Below are 18,317 nucleotides of genomic sequence, written 5' to 3'. Positions count from 1 at the left end.
TTCAACTGTACACTGTATTTACTTATCCGGTGATCAGCTCCTCAGCCAGCTCATGACTGTCCATAACATAACTAGCACTGATCTGGCAGTCATCGGGTGTATCCAGACAGGCAAGGAAATGATCTACAGCTCCGGCGAAACCTCTGCGAGCCAGTACGGTATCCCAGCTTCCAAATGTCTCTTTTGTATCCAGTTCCCCTTGTTCTGCATAGTAAGCTGTATCCATATTCACGACTTCTACCGATCTTCCTCCGCCGTACATTTCTACCTTTTCTAGATCAGCGCCTGCGGCACGAATCATTTCGAACCGGGCGAGTGCCGTTTTACCTTGCTTGGCTGTTCCAGCCGCGTGTAGCAACCGATCTTGATCATCTCGGCGAAGCCACTGATGTACAAGCTGTACATCGTTATCTGCGTACCATAACATCAGATCGAGCATATGAATAAGATCATCATAGATGGTCTCAGCGGCTGGGCGATCTTGTAGACCTGTCCGATGTTTGGTCAAAGTGAGTGTTTCGTACCCCTTCCCGCCCTGCATCCATTCTTTTGCCTTTAGATACATCGGTGCGAATCTGCGGTTAAATCCAACAGCAAGTAGCAAGCCCTGTGCTTCTGCGAATGCAGTCATCTCTTCAGACTCCCGCAAGGTATAGGACAATGGCTTGTCTACATAAACGGCCAGTCCCTTCTCCAAACATGCCATCACAATTTCGAAATGAGATTCTGTTGCCGTATGTACAAATACCGCATCCAAATCCCAGGACAGCAGCTCTTTCAGATCGGTTGTGCCCCGCTCAATGCGATGCGCCTGACCAATCTCCTTTACTGGTTCAAGTGACCGGTTCATAATGCCAACAATCTCTACTTGCGGATGGGCCGTGAGCAGTGGCAAATATACTTTACGTGCGATTCCCCCGAGTCCGATGATTGCAATTCGGGTGCGCTTGATCGTTTCCATGATGAGCATTCCACCTTCAGCTATATTCATTCGTCAGCCTTCATTTGTAATCCGGCCTATGACTTTCTCCGTCCTATAGTGTAACCTCTCCGCCTCTAACTTGCCAGTGATCCGAAGTAATAGCTGTCTACATTGTTCACAAGATGGCCTGTCGTGGTAAACTTATAAAGGATAGCAGAACCGGATGAGACTCTGAGTCTCCAAGGATCTGAATTGAAAGGAGCGTTTGGCTTTTGCGAAAATGGTTATGGCTCCTCGTTTATGTTTTACTTGCCGGAGTCACGTTTATTTACAGATATGAACTGCTGGCATGGGCAGAGGATCATCAGTCCATTCCGCTTTTACTTTCCTTGGCAACACTGTTTGCCCTTGTACCTGTTATTCCCTACAAATTTGTTATTATTGCTTTTGGGTACAGCTACGGTATAACCATGGCTGCATGGATATGCTGGCTCGGCACAACGCTTGCGGCAATCCTCGTCTATGCTGGAGCAAGAACTATTTTTCGGGAACAGGCTCGGGGTTATCTTGCACGTATCCGTGGATTGAATCGGTTTACAGCCTGGATGGAGGCACATCCGTTCATGGGCGTGATGACGATGCGTTTACTGCCCGTGGTTCCCCAGATGGCTGTTAACATCTATGCCGGCATTACGTATACCCCCTTCTGGGTGTTCTTGGCCGCGACAGCGATTGGCAAAATGCCTGCAATCTTTGTATTTGCCTACGCAGGGGCACAGGCCGGTTCATCGATCTGGCTGAGTTTGGGAATACTGGCGGGATATATGATTGTTATGGCTATGATTTTCATGTTGTTCCGCTATCGGTCACGTAAAAAGGCTTGAGGCTGTACTGATACAATTTTTCCAGTCTGATTCATGCCTACTTGGCGCGATCCCGCTTGGTTGACTTGACCATTCGGGATATAATAGAAGAGTAAGCCTAATATTCATATTTAGAAATTCAAATATAACGATGATTGCTGGAGCAAAATACAAGCGCCAGATTCTTTCATCAGAAATGGAGTGAATATAGCATGGAACAACAGTCATTGGAAAAAGCAACATTTGCAGGCGGATGCTTCTGGTGTATGGTATCCCCTTTTGAAGAACTGCCTGGTATTCATAAGATCGTTTCAGGCTATACAGGTGGACATACCGAAAATCCTACGTATGAGGAAGTATGCTCGGAAACAACAGGTCATGTGGAGGCGGTGCAGATCACGTTTGATCCATCCATTTTCCCATATGAGAAACTGGTTGAGCTCTTCTGGCAGCAGATTGATCCAACAGATGCCGGTGGACAGTTCCATGACCGCGGATCATCTTATCAGACGGCTATCTTCTACCACAGTGAGGAGCAACGCCAGATTGCTGAAGCTTCCAAAGCTGCACTGGAACAGAGCGGACGTTTTGACAAACCGATCTTCACCCCAATCCTGCCTGCCAAACCGTTCTATGAAGCAGAAGAACATCATCAGAACTATCACCGCAAAAACCCTGCTCATTACAAACGGTACAGCAAAGGCTCAGGCCGTCAGGACTTCATTGAGCGCAACTGGTCGGGTAGTGTGGACAAAAGCGGACTTAAGGAGCGTCTGACTCCGCTTCAATATGAGGTAACACAGAACAATGCCACGGAGCCCGCGTTCCACAACGAATTCTGGGATCATCATGGGGATGGCATCTATGTGGATATCGTATCGGGTGAGCCCCTGTTCAGTTCTACCGACAAATACGATTCGGGTTGCGGCTGGCCAAGCTTCACTCGTCCACTTCGAGACTACAACGTGAAGGAAAAAACAGATCTCAGCCACTTCATGATCCGTACCGAAGTTCGCAGCCGTGAAGGAGATTCCCACCTGGGGCACGTATTCCCGGATGGCCCTACGGAAGCAGGCGGATTGCGTTATTGCATCAACTCCGCGGCACTTCGTTTTGTACCTAAAGAGGATCTGCAAAAAGAAGGCTACGGCGAATACCACGTTTTATTCGAATAAGTCTGGGCGGAAGCAATAAATGTAGCAAAAGTACCCTCTTACTAAGCCAAAAGAGCAATGGGTTGATCCCTTTGCTCTTTTTTTTATTTGAATTAACATATCGGCTTCGAAACCTTCAAGCCACAGTGTGCGATCACCTTTTTAGTTCAACATTATTCAAAATATTCTGATCATTAAACTGAACTCTTAAACCCGGAATCATGCTCAGGAGCATGATGATGACCGATATCACATACACGAAAATCAAAGAAGTCTGATTCATGATCACACCCGCGAGTGAGGAACCAATCAGCATCGTTCCCATAAATAAGGGCATAATGGTTCCATTCACCCTGCCAATGACGTGTTCATCAATCCGGCTGACCATATAGGAAGAGATAATGATGTTAATAAAAGCAAGACTTATGGAGCTCAGGAACGTCAGACCCATCGTTAACCAGAGCCAACTGGATAGGACCTCACCTAACATTGTAACAGCCAGACACAACAGCCCGATCATTAATGTTTTCGTTTGATTCAACTTGTTGCTGACAGCCGCAGCGATCCCCCCGCCAATGAGCAAACCAAGCCCGGATGCTCCCGACAGAAACTGTAGTGCGGTTTGTTCCAATCCCAATCGTTCCGTAACCAGGAAAATGGCTAGTGGATTGATCAGACCCGCGGATAGGCCAACACAGCCAAAAACCAGACCCAACATGCGAAGTGAACGAGACTGAGTGACATAATTCCATCCTTCTTTAATATCAGCGAAGAGAGAAGTACCGGTTTCCCGCTTGTCTTGATCCTTGGGCAGAAACGTTAGCAAAATAGCAGAAGCGACAAATAAGATGAGCAACACCGTCATGGATGTTTGAATGCCCATAGCAGTATATATAAAAGTACCTACGATTGGCCCAAAAATAAGGAAAAGGGAGTTTGCACTTTGCGTTACGGCGATTGCTGACTGTACATTCTCCTTTTTGACATTCCGTCTAACTATTTTGACAGATGAGGGTTGAGAGAACTGGCTGACGATGGAGGAAACGAGGGTTGCTGCATAAAGAACCTGCCAGTAACCAGAGCTAAGAATACCCATGATGATGACAATCGATAAAGCACTTAGAATGTCTCCGATAATCATCGTTCGTTTGGGATTCCACCGATCTGCAAGCGCACCGCCTATGATGGAAAATATAAAGATTGGAGCATATTCCAGAACAGTAATGAGGGAGATTGCCACCGGGTTTCCTTGCGTCTGATCCATAATGTAATAGAGGATTGCCATATTGCGTATCCATATCGCAAGGTTTTGCAACAAATCTGATCCTGTGATGATAAGAAAAGCTCTGTTTCTGAATAACGTATTCATATTCCATCTCCCTTTTTAAACCGACTGTCCGGTTTATTATTGTTTAAAAAGAAAAACTGATATTTCATCAGTTTGTTCTCATTAACGTTGCTGGATGCCTGTCAGTAAACTACTGATCCCGATATGGTACAGGCGCCGGATTTCTTGCACATCTTTTTCGAAATAAAGTGTACTTAATCCACTAAGCAGGCCGTAAATAATATGCATCATGTCCTGCGGGTTACCCTTTTTAAACTCTCCAGCTTCCATACCTTCAGATAAAATACGCTCGTAGGTCGCATACGGAATCCGAATCAGAGCAAGCATCTCATCCATCATCTCTTGGCTAACCACCTGACCAGAGACAAATTCATTAATCGCATGATTCAGCGGATTCGCCATGTCATCGACATAATGATCAGCGAGTCCGTACAACTTCTCTGTAGCGGTCTTATATTGAGGTTCCTTCTCAAGCCATTCGTCCATCCAGTCTTCGTTGTTCAGCTTGATCAGGTACATAAATAGCTCTTCTTTGCTTTTGAAATGATAATAAATGCTACCTTTGCTTCGATTGTTAATCGTACATATGTCTTCCATCGAAGTGGCTCCATACCCCTTCTGGGCAAAAAGCTCTTTGGTGTTACGTACAATATCTTTTTTTATCTGAGCAACGTCTTTTCTCCGTTTGACTTCGATAAATATACCCTCCCTACAAAAAAACCGACTATTCGGTCTAATAGTAGCACGCACCCTAATTTCTGTCAATCGATAGAAGTAAGGCATCCCTTCTCACTCATTCGTAAGCACTGTGAAAAAATGATCACATCATACTTACGATCCAGCCAATCCAGTAGGCCAGAGGAATCAACAGTAACTGCGCCACCAGTGTACCAAAAAGACGAGAGATCAGCATACAGCCATAAATTTGATTCATGCGATTCAGCCGGATTTCACCACGCAAAGATCGGTCACTCAGGAGTGAAATCCGCGGGTCGACCAGAATTGTAAGCAAAATGGTTGCCATACCGTTAATCAATCCTGTCGACTGAGATGCAGCAACAGCCTGATCCGGGTATAGATACGCTGCGTATAAACTGGACAAAACACCTGTAGTATAGATGGCAGTTACGGCTACATTGAGCAACATTAACCGTCTTGGCATGCCGTGTTGTACCAAACGTTTGGCCATTTCCCAAGATGGCGGAGTGATGTAATACGTTGCATTACGAAGCTTACTCCGCTTCAGAAGTTGCCGGACCATGCCAGGAATGGAACCTGCCGCTTCAAAATGTACAACCATTCGCGATGAGAGTTTGACCATTGTCGGGAAACAGAGTATGGCTAATGCTGTTCCTAACGTTGCTGCCCCCATCAACCAATGCAGTTGTGCTGCAAAGTGCGGGTTGGCTCCATGGGTGGCGGAGTCCACCATACTACCGATCATGGGGCCTTGTGCCATATTGGACGTACGAGACACGAGTAGCAAAATGCCTGCGAGTGATATCGCAAGAGCAATCCGGCGCGTACGCAAACCGCCAAGACGAAGTGCATAAGATAAGCTATCTGTTGCATGGATCAGCATGGTGAATATCATTGGAAGAGCGAGACTTAGACTGAACATATGTACGTTCTCCTTTATATTGGTTCTAATGTTTGATTTTATCCAATTTTTATCACCAACGTATTATACGCCTTATCTCCCCCGAAGTATAGAAAAGGAATGAGAAACCGTTTGGCGTTTATCTGATATGCCTGGGGGTAATATACTACTAACCCATACTATTTCAGGAGGGATAACGTATGCCATGGAATAAAAGCGACTACCCGGTATCCATGAAAAATCTGAAGCCACGCATTCGGCATAAAGCCATCGACATTGCCAACGCTCTGCTTGATGACGGTTATGAAGAAGGACGGGCAATTGCCATCGCAACGGCCAAAGCGGAGGAGTGGGATGAGAATCACCCTGATCATACGGCGTCAGGCTCCGATTCGTCTTCTCGTACATCATCAAAAAAGCCTGACGAGTCTTCTTCTTCAGAATCTTCTTCTCGGAATCGGCGCCACTCCGAACCTGTCTCCTCATCCAAGAGCCATAACAACATTCATGTTGTACCGACCGAATCGGGCTGGGCCATTAAACAAGAAGGCACATCCGATTACCATTCCACCTACGATACCAAAGTGGAGGCTGTTGATGCCGCTAAAGCATGGAGCACCAAACATCATATTCGAGCCATTATTCATAATCAGGATGGACAAATTGCTCGTTCTCTTAAATCCTAATGTGCATCTATTACACTAATGTCCAAGGACATTTATTTAAAAGCATTCCTAACGCATAACAAAAAATCCCTCTTGTTGCAGAGTCTGCAGACAAAAGGGATTCCTCTCTAAATCAGAGCTTGCTTCAAACCAGTCAAAGCTTGATAAAGCTCGAACACTTTTTATGCCATATAAGCTATGGGTTATTCTGAAATGCCTGCTCAATTCGTTACGCCTTGTGCCACGGAAGTCCGTGTTGTAGCTGCATTGACCGCTTTGGCGGCAACCGATGGAATCGGTAATTTTACAGCAGATGTTGTAACCACTGTACCGCGAGCCGGAATGCCGACCACATACGTAATCATTTTGCTGGCAATCCATACAGCCAGAATTGTATATAAAGTTTCTTTTACCGGAAGAAAGAAGAGTGACAATCCTAAAACGAACGCATCACTGACAAAGAAAACCGTTCCCAGTTTCCATCCCTTCCAGCGGCTGACGAGCACAGCGAGAATATCGTCTCCACCTGTCGCTCCACCAAAGCGAAGTACAATTCCCGCACCAACCCCGGTCAATACACCGGACAGTACTGCAGGAATCCACAGGTTTCCGTTAAAATTCATCACCAGTGTGGAGTAACGCTCAAAGCCGTCGTAGAATAGGGAAAATGCACCCACACCAAGCAGTGCTTGGATCATGAATTTCCAGCCCTTGATGAACCAGGCCAGGATCATGACAGGAATGTCGAGTAGCAACATGCCGATCGCCGGCGATAAACCCGTTGCATATTTTCCGAGCAGGGCCAGACCGACAAATCCGCCCTCCGATAAATGATTCTGAAAGTTAATGTGATAATAAGCAAATGCCAAAATAAATGTACCAAGTAACATAATTGCAAACTTGATCGCTTCTGTCTTAACGTGTTGTACGGTTAACGATGTTCTCTTCATACAGGTTCCCTCGCAGTTTGTAGTTGGTTTTTTAGACCGACCGTACCCTGCAAAAGGTAAGCCTGGAAGAAATCATCGTGTACGTCCTTCGAATATTCATCCCAATCCCCTCTTTCGCAGAGTCAGCCGTTTTGTTGAACCGGTTGGTTTACTCTACAAGGGGCGCTATGTGTATGAGAGATCGTAACGTTTCCAGATTGTCCTTGGGGAGATTGTCCTTCGGGGACTCATGGTATCCTGATCCTTTCTGTGTTTTGTGGTTAGCTGTGCTTGGTTAAATTGAAAAATAAATGATGCAGAAGGTTGAACAGGTCGCTTTACACTTACCACTTCGATTGCAGTACCCTCTTTTGATCGCTGTTATCCCCGGATTTTTTTGATTCCTTTTTTCAAAAGGAAAAATCCTGTGATAAACGCGAGCGCTTCGCTTCTACTGATGGGTTCTGCATTCTTCGTTAACGTGTAAAAGGGAGATTCAACTCACAGCATTTTATTTCATTCAATTTAAACACCAAAGCTAACTTGCTTGTACTTCTATTATATAACACCAATGTGACCGGGTCTAAACAAGCAACCCAGCAAAAACACGCATAAAACAGCCTCTGGGCTGCTCCAGCCGTCATACAGGCACACCCGTATCAGCAAAGCTAACGAATGGTGCTACCTGCTCCTTTATTCTATGACCGAAGCTTTCAAATATAACAGTGCAGTCACCCAACTGTGACAATTACGGGCTTTTTTTTTATTTTCTAGTCGTTAGCAAAGGAATCCTTTTCCTTATGCACATACACTATAGCGAACGGTATCGCCAATACAATTCAAACGTTTCCAGACTTACTCTGCTTTTTATGGTATAATATAACAATTGAATCCCATTACCGTTTAAGCGAGGCGGAGTGATGAAAACGTTAAAGCCGAGAGTCTTTATTGGCTGCTCGCTGGAAGCGAAGCCGATTGCAGCCGCTGTACACGAAAACTTGCGCTTTTCAGCCGAAGTCACCCCGTGGTACTCGGGGGTATTTAATCCAAGCAGTTATACCATGGACGATCTGGAAGCTGAGGTACGCACAACGGACTTTGCCATTTTTATCTTCCATCCAGATGACATATCCAAAATTCGCGGGAAGTACTACGCATCGGTTCGGGATAATACAATGCTTGAAATGGGTCTATTTATGGGCCGTCTGGGACGAAAGCGTATTTTTTTCATTCTTCCTGAAGATATTACGGACATCAAGGATGCTGCCAAAGTCGAAGGATTGCGGATGCCCACCGATCTGCTGGGATTGAATCCGCTGGTATATGAGATTCGTTCTGACGGAAAATGGGCTCCCGCCGTATCTGTAGCCTGCTCCAAGATCGCAGACAGCATTGAAGAACAAGGACGCTGGAGTGATCCCGAAGCTGAGCGTATCATCGAGAATCATAAGCGCTCCGAAGATCAGGCAAGACTGCAATTATTCAAACTGCTACGTTTCTTTAGGGAATTGCTGCGTACACGCAAAGCAGATGCCCAGATGCTCGAACGCATGAGTGACGCACTGCGAAGTGCCTTTGTTTCACATCCGCCATTCACTGTACGCGGCACTGCGATCTATCGTACAGATGGTAATGGTTACATTGAGCAATTATGTGGTAATGTTGGAGAACCCGGCAGAAAATACGACTTGTCCGCCAATGATGACAAACCGCCGGACGATCCCAAACGCATTCTTGTTGTCGATTCATATCAAGAAAACAAAATCAAAGTAAATCTGTACGACGATTACCTTGAGAAAGAGTATCTGCTGTGCTATCCTGTAGCCAAGAGGTATGTAATTACCGTTCACATTATAGGTCATATTGAAGCGGATGAGGCGGTGTTTCAGCACATTGACTTGCAAAATCGTCAACTGTTTAACGCCATCAACGATCTGTTAGGAGGCGAACCGGAATGAGACCGGAAATGAAAAAAATAAGCAAGCGCTGGGGCAGCGAGAAGAAAGTTCGCCTTAGTTCTGCGCCTGATTCATCACGACCGGTTCCGGAACCCAAGGAAGAGGATCGTTTCCACAAACCGGCCGTACCGCTCGTTACCATCGGCCCATCACTGAAGGGCAAGGAGCGGCCTTACAAAGTCATTTTAGAAAAAGAAGCATATTACGAGAAACCTCAATATCTTGCTTAAAATTGGGTAACAACCTGTTGCAGACTTTAGTTTTAGTTGTTTATTTACTGTTGAAGAAGCTTCTATTTTATTCCATTACACATCTAACATTTAGACTGCCGCTGTATCGGCAGCATTTACTCAAGGCCCCGCCCCCCAAGGCAGGGCTTTTTTGATGCTCTTTTGCAAATTCCTCAATGTGTTCTTTCTTTGTTATTTCTAATTACAATATTCGCATATAAGGAACGTTAGCTCTGAATATATGTTTTACCAAGTTGATGTTGCTACTGACCTTAGGTTTCCTGCAAAACCCATAAATTATACCTAAATTTTGGAGTCAGCTTGTCCGTTCTTAGCAAGTATTCTCCCATCTGAAAACCACAAACTTCTCAATTAACACATCATAGATGTTGTAACGCAAATCATGTGCTCTTACTTGGCAATTAGACTTCATTGAGATGAATGATGCGTTCGCCTTACTACAACTTGGGTTTCTATATAAACGATTAAGAATGGAGAACAAACTCATTTCCATTATTTCTCGGTTGTATAACGGTTATATTTTGCATATATTGATTATAATATAGGAACACATGTTCTGTAAACATTAAATTCCAATTATAGGATAAGGAAGTGAATTGCCATGACATCCTCTTCTACTTCCGCCCCCACCCCTTCCGATGAAGATCACCGCCTGATCAAAGGTATGGTCGTACGCACCCTTTTGCTGGATGTACTGGAACGGGATATTCGAACACTGGATACGCTGCTTCTGAAAATGCCCGAGGTCTATATTCTGTCGCTGACCCGTATTCAGAATGAGGTACTTCAGGAGATGCTCGGACTGCGCAAACAAATGAGAACCCGTGGCGTGAAAGTTCTGGAGGAAACGCGGGGCAAGGATGGCATCGAAACCGTTTATTTGTGCAGAGGATACGGACAGCGGTTCTATATGCTCTGGACATTTGCACGTAATGAGGTCAAAAAAGAGTTAAGTCGCCATCTTCAGATGGATCTGACCCAAACTTGAGTATGATTGGTTTTCGAGGTAGGAGGCGCGATTGGTTCCCAAACTTGCAGATGAAAGAAGCAAGGCTCTGCCGAGACTCCATATTCCAGGCAAGTGACTGCTGAACAGGTTGACCATTGCGTGCTCTGTCATTAAGATGGAGAAGACATATCCAACCATTCCAATATGGGAAACGGATATAACTTAAACGTCTTTTCAATCAAGGAGCTGTACTTTATGGATATAATTTCGAATTCGCATTCACCTTCATTTATGAAAAATAATACAAATCCACATCCGCTCGTAGCCGCAGATGTGACTGAACTGATCGGCCAGACCCCTGCGGTTCGATTAAGCAGGCTCACAGGCATTGACTCCGCTGACGTGTTCGTCAAGCTGGAGTATTTCAACCCAAGCGGCAGCGTCAAGGATCGTGCCGCCTACAACCTGATCGCTCAGGCTGAACGAGATGGATTGTTGCAGCCTGGGGCAACCATTATCGAACCGACCAGCGGCAATACCGGAATTGGCCTTGCGATGAATGCCGCGGCCAAAGGATACAAAGCGATCCTCATCATGCCGGATAACATGTCCAAGGAACGCATCAACATTTTGAAGGCATATGGCGCAGAGGTTGTACTTACGCCTGCTGCGGAGCGGATGCCTGGAGCGATTCGCAAGGCGAAGGAACTCCACGCCGATCTGCCGGGCAGCTTCATTCCGCAGCAATTTGAGAATCAGGCGAATCCGGATATCCACCGGATCACGACGGCGCCCGAAATTATGGAGCAGATGGATGGCAGGCTAGACGCCTTCATCGCTACAGCCGGAACCGGCGGCACGATCACCGGAACGGGCGAAGAGCTGCGCAAGCAGCTTCCCGACCTCCGCATCTATGCGGTGGAGCCGCAAGGTTCCCCGGTGCTGTCCGGCGGCGAGCCTGGACCGCACAAGCTCGTCGGTACAAGTCCGGGCTTCATCCCGGACATCTTGAATACCGACGTATGGGATGCCATCATCCAGGTGTCCGATGAGGACGCACTGGATACGATGCGGCAGCTTGCTGCCCGGGAAGGGCTGCTGCTCGGCCCTTCTTCTGGCGCTTCGGTGTGGGCCTCCCTTCGCATCGCGAAGGAACTGGGGCCGGGGCACCGGGTGCTCTGCATTGCGCCGGATACCGGGGAACGGTATTTGAGCATGGGTATTTTTTAACAAAGCCGAAGACAACGATCCTTAACCCGACAATCTATTATTTCTCTGCATCATCTACTCAAGCTCTAAGTCCATATTGCATAACAAAATCGAGAACCAAATGAATAACCGAATAGAAAATCAAAACAAATAAGCCCCTGCTCACCTCGGATCATGTATCCCAGTGAACAGGAGCTTATTTTTATTTTCGTATGAAATCTATATGTGATCTACATCGATTAATGTGCCAAGGTTGTCCATTCCACACCTTCGGGAAGCAGAGCAGCAATGCGGTCTTTGGCTTCCTTCTGGGTATAGAGAGACTCATCCAGAATCGCGGCCGAACCGGAGTCACTGCTTGTCCGAATGAGACGTCCAAGGCCTTGCTTCACACGCAGTAGCATATACGGCAGATCGATCTCTTCATATGGCGCTGCCGATGCATTCCGTTTGGCATTGAACACGGGGTCCTGCGGTGGATACGGAAGTGACCAGATCATCACGTTGGATAATGATGGTCCTGGAACGTCCAGACCTTCCCACAGATTGACAGAGCACAGCACACTTTCCTCATCCTGCTGGAACGCCGCGATCAGGTCACTGATCTCTCTGTCTCCCTCGTACATAAAGCGTAATCCTTCAGCTTCAGGCACATGAACGATGTCCTGCTTGAACGCACGTAATTCTTCCATTGTACGGAACAGAATCAGTGCACGACCGCCGCTCTCCTGGAGCAAAGCAGCCGCATCACGCAAACGGTTTTCGTTCTCTACATGACCCGGTGCGGCTTGTTCAGCAATCTTCATCTGCATTTTGTCCGCATAATCATACGGAGAAGCGACCGAGAACGATACAAAATCGTCGATCCCCAGACTGTCCGCCACATAACGGAATGAACTATCCACAGACAGCGTTGCCGAGGAAAATACAATTGGAATGCCAGTGTTGAACACACGCTCGTTCAGTATTTCTTTTACCGTACGTGGCATGATCGACAATGTCGTCTCTTCCTCGCTCTCTTCCGCCCAACAGATGTAACCATCTTCCTTACGGAACAGAGACAATGCTGTCTGAATCATATCGAGATGTTCTTCCACAACACGCATCTGATACCCATCCAGCGAGAATAATCCACTCTCGAATACCAGCTCTTCGCCGATTGCATCCAGTACACTGTTCAACCGTTCGATCTCTTGCAACAGCGGTGCTTCTACGCGAACTTCCTTCCGCTCGGAGCCGGGAATCGCCACCGTATACGTATCCAGCAGTCGGAACAATCGCTCACTGCTCTCAATTGCTTCATCTACACGCTCGGCAAGGGTTTCACGAATCTCCCCTTCAAGCAAACGTGTGACCAGTTCTTCGAAGATCCGGTGTTTCAATTTGTAACTCAAGGCGTTCAATGCGGCTTCTTCCAGCAAATGCCCTTCATCAAATACAACCGAGCTATGGTCAGGCAACAATGGCAGTTGTCCTTCACGCTTGCGCGCATCATAAGTCCATACATGCTCCATATAGTAATCATGGGAACAGATGATGATATCTTTGGAACGACGGTAATGATCACGCGACAGCGTCAGGCCGCAACGTTGTCTTTTCGGACACACGAAACAATCCTGAAACGGGTCCCAGTTAATCTTGTTCCACTGGCGGTCGTTCAGATGCGGATACTGCTTGCGGTCACCATACGGATGGAATGCCTGAAGTGTTCCCGGCGTGTTCACGAATTCCGGCAGGCTCTCGTATACCTCTTCAATCACTGGCGCATCCTCATCGGCGAATCGGACGGCACTCAGCTTGTTCAGACAGACGTATTGATCTGGGGACTTGCCCAGACGTGCGTCCACTTGCAAATCCAGATGTTCAGCGAGTTTCGCAATATCTCCACCCGGCTTCACCAGCTGTTCAATTAAAGACTCATCGGCACAGGCGATCACCGCCGGTTTGCCCGTATAACGTGCATAACAAACCGCGTAGAGCAGATAAACGAGTGTTTTGCCTGTTCCTACGCCGGCCTCGGCCATAATCGTTTTTTTATCTCCATAGGCCCGTTCGAGCTGGTACGCCATAAAAATCTGTTCGTCCCGTACCTCAAAGCCGGACTCTGGCAAAATATCATAAAACACATCGGCCACCCACTCTCCCAGACGGGATACAAAAGGTTCAGCCGGATCATATGCAAAAGGGTAACGTTGTGTAGACAATCCTGGGTCAGCCTCCATTCTTAGACGCGGTCCTCTTTCCTTTTCCGTTCAAAAAAGTCCGCAGGGCAAAAGTTAATTATCGCATGTGATGGATCAGGAGACAAGCTTTTTTTTACTTGGTTAACGGAGAAGCTTGGATAGGGCTATGTATAGATGTTGACCACTAGGAAAAAATATACATGGATCCAACTTTAGGAAAGGTGGTATACCGCTCCATGGATAAACATTCTTCACCATCCGGCCATTCCTCAGACCCATCCAACGAAACGTTGACGGATCGGCAGGGCCATCCGATTACCGACAATCAGAACGTACGAACCGTGGGCAACCGCGGACCGACCACACTGGAGAACTATCACTTTCTCGAAAAAATTACACACTTCGACCGCGAGCGTATCCCGGAACGGGTCGTGCATGCCCGTGGGGCTGGCGCTCATGGCGTATTTGAAGCGTATGGAACGGCCGGCAATGAACCCGTATCGAAGTATACCAGAGCACGTCTGTTTCAAGAAAAAGGCAAACAAACGCCCGTGTTCGTACGCTTCTCGACCGTCATCCATGGCGGGCATTCCCCGGAGACGCTACGGGACCCGCGCGGATTTGCGGTTAAATTTTATACCGAAGACGGCAACTGGGATCTGGTCGGCAACAATCTGAAAATCTTTTTCATCCGTGACCCGCTGAAATTCCCGGATATGGTGCATGCGTTCAAACCCGACCCGCTGACCAACGCGCAGGATATGGAGCGTTTTTTTGATTTTGTCTCCCTTAGCCCTGAAGCGACACATATGGTGACTTTCCTTTTCTCACCGTGGGGCATTCCGGCGAATTATCGGCAAATGCAGGGTTCGGGTGTAAATACATACAAATGGGTGAACCAGGACGGCAAAGGTGTGCTCATCAAATACCACTGGGAACCGTTGAAGCAAGGCATTCGCAACCTGCTGCAAAAGGACGCCATTGAAATTCAGGGTCAGAACTTCAACCACGCTACGCTCGATCTGTATCATGCGATTGAACAAGGTGACTTTCCCGAATGGGAGCTGTGCGTTCAGGTGATGGAGGATGGCGAGCATCCCGAGCTGGATTTTGACCCGCTGGACCCGACCAAGCTGTGGCCGCAGGATCAGTTTCCGTTTCTGCCCGTAGGTAAAATGACATTGAATCGCAATCCCGAGGATTATTTTAATGAAGTGGAGCAGGCCGCATTCGGGACGGGTGTGCTGGTGGACGGGCTTGATTTCTCGGATGACAAGCTGCTGCAAGGACGTACCTTCTCCTACTCGGATACCCAGCGTCACCGCGTGGGTGCGAACTATCTGCAACTACCCGTGAATGCGCCGAAGAACCGGGTAGCTACTAATCAAAGCGGCGGGCAAATGCAGTATAAAGTGGACCGGGCACCGGGTCAAAATCCACATGTGAATTACGAGCCTTCTTCGCTCGGGGGATTAACGGAAGCTCAGCCGCGTGGTAAAGAGCATGAACCGCTGGTGGAAGGCCATCTGGTGCGGGAGAAGATTGAGCGTACCAATGATTTTGGACAAGCCGGGGATACGTACCGGGCGTTCGAGGACTGGGAGCGAGATGAGTTAATCAGCAACATGGTCGGCGCATTGGCCCAATGCAAACCGGATATCCGGGAGCGCATGATCTCTTATTTTACCCAAGCGGATGCGGATTACGGGCGACGTGTGGCAGAAGGACTGGCTGCTGTATCCACAGACGATAGTGAAACAGTACAGCCGAAACATGATCCGAGCGTTGAGCAAGCCGAAAAACGCAGTCGGGAGACGGATGGGTATTAATTAATTGGAATTAGATGAGCTGAACGAGTATTATCCATAACTGGATGAGTATTATTGCTTAAAAAGTTAGATGAAGCATCGCTCCATGAGTCTGGGTGCCAGTGTTGGCAGCCGCTTATGGGGCTTTTTGTTACGTGACAGCTGTTGATTTTGGAGAAAAATGAGGTTCAAAGCGGTGGATTCGGGATAAGTCTCGTGTGATCAGCTCAGGAAAAACAGGCATATTCACGTTCATTTCGGACGATGGTTCGTTAATAAAAGGCGATCAGCCAATGATCGGATTATATTTCTTGTATAAATGGGACAGGATTGTGAACAGTCAAGCTTGCCCTGCTAACCTTTAACGCAACCTGATCAAATGATTATTGATGAGAGCGTTTACAACATTTACCATGAAGCTGTGTCCGGGTGGATACCTTTTAGGCAGTGAGCCAGGTAGGACGAAGCAAGTGACGTATCATATTGTGATTTCATTGAAGGTACTCTCTGTTCTGTTCTGCTTTGTTCTGCTTGTTCTGTACTGCTCTGTTCAGTCCATACCCAGTTACCCGCCAGCTCGATATTTTATCCCAATTAACCAAGGAGGCTTGCATCATGAAATTATTCCCTTCCACATCTACTCATGCATCTGCACGATCCCAGCGTTCTCTGAAATCCAAAATGACTAACATCTGTCTCAGTGCCGCGTTCCCTCTATTACTGCTAAGCGGTGGTTCGGTGGGTGCCGCAGAACTTTTGGAAGGTGGATTGCCTAATACCTCAGAATCAGAGTCAGTGGTGAACAGTTCCAATCTTACGCTGGCTGCGGGTGATTTGTACGTGTCCCCTAACGGCTCTGCCAGCAATCCGGGAACGATAAACAGTCCAACGTCACTGGCTAATGCTCTGACCCAGATCGCCCCAGGCAAAACAATCTATCTGCGCGGCGGAACCTACAGCTTCTCGCAAACGATTACGATTGAACGTGGTAACAGCGGCACATCCTCACAGCGCAAAAATCTGGTCGCCTACGGATCGGAAAAACCTGTCTTTGATTTCTCGGCTCAAGCCTTCGCCTCCACGAATCGGGGATTACAAATGTTCGGGGACTACTGGTTTGTGAAAGGACTGGAGGTCAAAGGAGCCGGCGATAACGGTATCTTCATTGGTGGCAGCTACAACCGTCTGGAGCAGATCGAAGCTCACCATAACCGCGATACGGGCATTCAGATGGGACGTTATGCTTCTACCGCCGCCAAGAGTGAATGGCCTTCATATAACGAAGTCATTCGTTCCTATTCCCACAACAACTACGACCCGGATGACGGCGAGGATGCAGACGGTTTTGCCGCCAAGCTGACGGTTGGTCCAGGGAACGTCTTTGACGGCTGTATTGCCGCTTATAACGTGGACGATGGCTGGGATCTCTATAGCAAAACAGACACAGGCGCCATCGGTGCAGTGACGATTCGCAACAGTATCGCATACGGCAACGGCGCAACTGCTGACGGAACGTCCACTTCGAACAGTGACGGTAACGGATTTAAGCTAGGCGGCGAGAAAATTGCCGTGAATCACATTGTTGAGAACAACATTGCGTTTAATAACAAAAAGCATGGCTTTACCTATAACAGCAATCCGGGTTCAATTCAGATGAAAAACAATACCTCCTATAACAATGGGCAGAGCAACTTCGCATTTGATGTAGGAACCCACATCTTCACCAACAACCTGTCCTTCCAAGGCGGCGCCAGCGACAAAACCAGCGGAACCGATGTCAGCAGCACCAACGTCTGGTGGAAAAACAAAAAAAGCGTCAACGACAAAGGCCTGCTCGCCAGCGCAGCCGACTTTGTCTCCCTCGTACCTTCAGTAACCCGTGCCGCAGACGGCACGCCTGTCTTGGGTAACTTCCTGAAGCTTGCAGGTGGCAGTGACTTGGTTGGATCTGGAACGCCAGCGGGTAAGAATATTGGTGCACGGTAGGTGTGGGTTGGTGAGATAAAAGAATAATTTATAAAGCAAAGTCCCCTCCCCCATGCCAGCCTAATCGGTGGTAATGGAGAAGGGGATTTTTGAATTGCAGTGTATTGTCTAATGGCTCATAAGGTAGATAGGTACTCACGGTTTGGCTAAAACCTCAATCATCAATCTTCCGCCTGTACGAAAACCTTGCTCAAACGCCGCTTCCACGTACATGGATGTGGACTGTCCGATCAAATCGATCAGTCGCTCCAAGGCATCATAGTCTGTGTCTGGGAGCTTTGTTTTGTAGTTTTGCATGATGTCCGATATTTGGCTGTTAATTTCATGATACTCGGCCTGTTCAGGATGAATCGACTCGTCCAAACGCAAGTTTCCGTGAAACAAATCTTCGATCAGGTTTGACATATTATCCTTCATGGTAAGGTCACCTCAGAAAGATTGTATATCAAGAGATGAGGTAGGATGAGGATTTAGCGGGAAATGCGCTAGTTT

At 47.4% G+C, this 18,317-nt stretch carries 16 protein-coding genes; 9 read left to right on the top strand and 7 right to left on the bottom strand.

Annotation, left to right across the window (positions count from 1 at the left end):
- Positions 1–22: 22 nt before the first annotated feature.
- Entirely contained in the window at positions 23–961 is a 939-nt protein-coding gene (locus J2T16_RS12595; RefSeq protein ID WP_499018416.1) for a Gfo/Idh/MocA family protein, read from the bottom strand.
- Between the two features lie 233 nt (positions 962–1,194).
- Between J2T16_RS12595 and J2T16_RS12590 the strand changes: the two genes are divergently transcribed.
- Both J2T16_RS12590 and msrA read left to right on the top strand, forming a co-directional pair.
- Entirely contained in the window at positions 1,195–1,806 is a 612-nt protein-coding gene (locus J2T16_RS12590; RefSeq protein ID WP_499018415.1) for a TVP38/TMEM64 family protein, read from the top strand.
- A 191-nt stretch (positions 1,807–1,997) separates the two neighbouring features.
- Entirely contained in the window at positions 1,998–2,960 is a 963-nt protein-coding gene (gene msrA / locus J2T16_RS12585) for a peptide-methionine (S)-S-oxide reductase MsrA (protein ID WP_090922599.1), read from the top strand.
- Positions 2,961–3,093: 133 nt separating this feature from the next.
- Here the strand turns inward: msrA and J2T16_RS12580 are convergent, their stop codons facing one another.
- The 3 genes from J2T16_RS12580 to J2T16_RS12570 form a co-directional block, all read right to left on the bottom strand.
- Entirely contained in the window at positions 3,094–4,308 is a 1,215-nt protein-coding gene (locus J2T16_RS12580) for an MFS transporter (RefSeq protein WP_499018414.1), read from the bottom strand.
- An 81-nt stretch (positions 4,309–4,389) separates the two neighbouring features.
- Complete coding sequence (locus J2T16_RS12575; RefSeq protein ID WP_464681466.1) at positions 4,390–4,983, bottom strand: TetR/AcrR family transcriptional regulator; 594 nt, start codon at positions 4,981–4,983, stop codon at positions 4,390–4,392.
- A gap of 124 nt (positions 4,984–5,107) precedes the next feature.
- On the bottom strand, positions 5,108–5,908 hold the full coding sequence (locus J2T16_RS12570) for a lipid II flippase Amj family protein (RefSeq protein ID WP_499018413.1): 801 nt from the start codon (positions 5,906–5,908) through the stop codon (positions 5,108–5,110).
- Positions 5,909–6,087: 179 nt separating this feature from the next.
- On the opposite strand from J2T16_RS12570, the gene J2T16_RS12565 reads away from it, so the two are divergent.
- A complete protein-coding gene (locus J2T16_RS12565) occupies positions 6,088–6,573 on the top strand; it encodes a DUF2188 domain-containing protein (RefSeq protein ID WP_499018411.1) in 486 nt (161 codons plus the stop codon).
- A 200-nt stretch (positions 6,574–6,773) separates the two neighbouring features.
- Here J2T16_RS12565 and J2T16_RS12560 read toward each other — a convergent pair whose 3' ends face one another.
- Positions 6,774–7,502, bottom strand: coding sequence for a YitT family protein (locus J2T16_RS12560; protein ID WP_154888393.1), 729 nt, complete (start codon positions 7,500–7,502; stop codon positions 6,774–6,776).
- Positions 7,503–8,401: 899 nt separating this feature from the next.
- Here J2T16_RS12560 and J2T16_RS12555 point away from each other — a divergent pair.
- The 4 genes from J2T16_RS12555 (at position 8,402) to cysK (ending at position 11,869) form a co-directional block, all read left to right on the top strand.
- The gene (locus tag J2T16_RS12555; RefSeq protein ID WP_090922612.1) at positions 8,402–9,439 is read left to right on the top strand and encodes a nucleotide-binding protein; all 1,038 of its coding nucleotides are present in this window, start codon (positions 8,402–8,404) and stop codon (positions 9,437–9,439) included.
- Positions 9,436–9,669 carry a hypothetical protein gene (locus J2T16_RS12550; RefSeq protein WP_090922613.1) on the top strand — a complete coding sequence of 78 codons (234 nt, stop codon included), beginning with the start codon at positions 9,436–9,438 and terminating at the stop codon, positions 9,667–9,669. Before J2T16_RS12555 ends, J2T16_RS12550 begins: the two co-directional genes overlap by 4 nt.
- A 622-nt stretch (positions 9,670–10,291) precedes the next feature.
- Positions 10,292–10,678, top strand: coding sequence for a YhjD family protein (locus J2T16_RS12545; RefSeq protein WP_090922615.1), 387 nt, complete (start codon positions 10,292–10,294; stop codon positions 10,676–10,678).
- Positions 10,679–10,930: 252 nt separating this feature from the next.
- Complete coding sequence (gene cysK / locus J2T16_RS12540; RefSeq protein WP_499018474.1) at positions 10,931–11,869, top strand: cysteine synthase A; 939 nt, start codon at positions 10,931–10,933, stop codon at positions 11,867–11,869.
- Positions 11,870–12,087: 218 nt separating this feature from the next.
- On the opposite strand, the gene J2T16_RS12535 is transcribed toward cysK, so the two are convergent.
- Positions 12,088–14,070 (bottom strand): ATP-dependent DNA helicase, encoded by a 1,983-nt coding sequence (locus J2T16_RS12535; protein WP_499018410.1) that lies wholly within the window; start codon positions 14,068–14,070, stop codon positions 12,088–12,090.
- Between the two features lie 197 nt (positions 14,071–14,267).
- Here J2T16_RS12535 and J2T16_RS12530 point away from each other — a divergent pair, with 197 nt between their 5' ends.
- Positions 14,268–15,860 carry a catalase gene (locus tag J2T16_RS12530; protein WP_336122706.1) on the top strand — a complete coding sequence of 531 codons (1,593 nt, stop codon included), beginning with the start codon at positions 14,268–14,270 and terminating at the stop codon, positions 15,858–15,860.
- 594 nt (positions 15,861–16,454) lie between these two features.
- Positions 16,455–17,825 carry a right-handed parallel beta-helix repeat-containing protein gene (locus J2T16_RS12525; protein WP_336120292.1) on the top strand — a complete coding sequence of 457 codons (1,371 nt, stop codon included), beginning with the start codon at positions 16,455–16,457 and terminating at the stop codon, positions 17,823–17,825.
- Between the two features lie 135 nt (positions 17,826–17,960).
- On the opposite strand, the gene J2T16_RS12520 is transcribed toward J2T16_RS12525, so the two are convergent.
- Positions 17,961–18,242, bottom strand: a complete 282-nt coding sequence (locus tag J2T16_RS12520; protein WP_336120293.1) for a DUF6809 family protein — start codon at positions 18,240–18,242, stop codon at positions 17,961–17,963.
- Positions 18,243–18,317: the final 75 nt, after the last annotated feature.

The sequence above is a fragment of the Paenibacillus intestini genome, assembly GCF_030803945.1.
In the GTDB taxonomy this organism is placed as follows: domain Bacteria; phylum Bacillota; class Bacilli; order Paenibacillales; family Paenibacillaceae; genus Paenibacillus; species Paenibacillus polysaccharolyticus.
This window is presented reverse-complemented; position numbering and strand designations above follow the sequence as displayed.

What these genes read in the sequence shown, in the direction of transcription:
- J2T16_RS12530 (WP_336122706.1), top strand. Translation starts at nt 14,268, where the DNA reads ATGGATAAACATTCTTCACCATCCGGCCATTCCTCAGACCCATCCAAC.
- J2T16_RS12550 (WP_090922613.1), top strand. Translation starts at nt 9,436, where the DNA reads ATGAGACCGGAAATGAAAAAAATAAGCAAGCGCTGGGGCAGCGAGAAG.
- J2T16_RS12560 (WP_154888393.1), bottom strand. Translation starts at nt 7,502, where the DNA reads ATGAAGAGAACATCGTTAACCGTACAACACGTTAAGACAGAAGCGATC.
- J2T16_RS12520 (WP_336120293.1), bottom strand. Translation starts at nt 18,242, where the DNA reads ATGAAGGATAATATGTCAAACCTGATCGAAGATTTGTTTCACGGAAAC.
- J2T16_RS12580 (WP_499018414.1), bottom strand. Translation starts at nt 4,308, where the DNA reads ATGAATACGTTATTCAGAAACAGAGCTTTTCTTATCATCACAGGATCA.
- J2T16_RS12525 (WP_336120292.1), top strand. Translation starts at nt 16,455, where the DNA reads ATGAAATTATTCCCTTCCACATCTACTCATGCATCTGCACGATCCCAG.
- J2T16_RS12570 (WP_499018413.1), bottom strand. Translation starts at nt 5,908, where the DNA reads ATGTTCAGTCTAAGTCTCGCTCTTCCAATGATATTCACCATGCTGATC.
- J2T16_RS12595 (WP_499018416.1), bottom strand. Translation starts at nt 961, where the DNA reads ATGGAAACGATCAAGCGCACCCGAATTGCAATCATCGGACTCGGGGGA.
- J2T16_RS12535 (WP_499018410.1), bottom strand. Translation starts at nt 14,070, where the DNA reads ATGGAGGCTGACCCAGGATTGTCTACACAACGTTACCCTTTTGCATAT.
- msrA (WP_090922599.1), top strand. Translation starts at nt 1,998, where the DNA reads ATGGAACAACAGTCATTGGAAAAAGCAACATTTGCAGGCGGATGCTTC.
- J2T16_RS12545 (WP_090922615.1), top strand. Translation starts at nt 10,292, where the DNA reads ATGACATCCTCTTCTACTTCCGCCCCCACCCCTTCCGATGAAGATCAC.
- J2T16_RS12555 (WP_090922612.1), top strand. Translation starts at nt 8,402, where the DNA reads ATGAAAACGTTAAAGCCGAGAGTCTTTATTGGCTGCTCGCTGGAAGCG.
- cysK (WP_499018474.1), top strand. Translation starts at nt 10,931, where the DNA reads ATGAAAAATAATACAAATCCACATCCGCTCGTAGCCGCAGATGTGACT.
- J2T16_RS12565 (WP_499018411.1), top strand. Translation starts at nt 6,088, where the DNA reads ATGCCATGGAATAAAAGCGACTACCCGGTATCCATGAAAAATCTGAAG.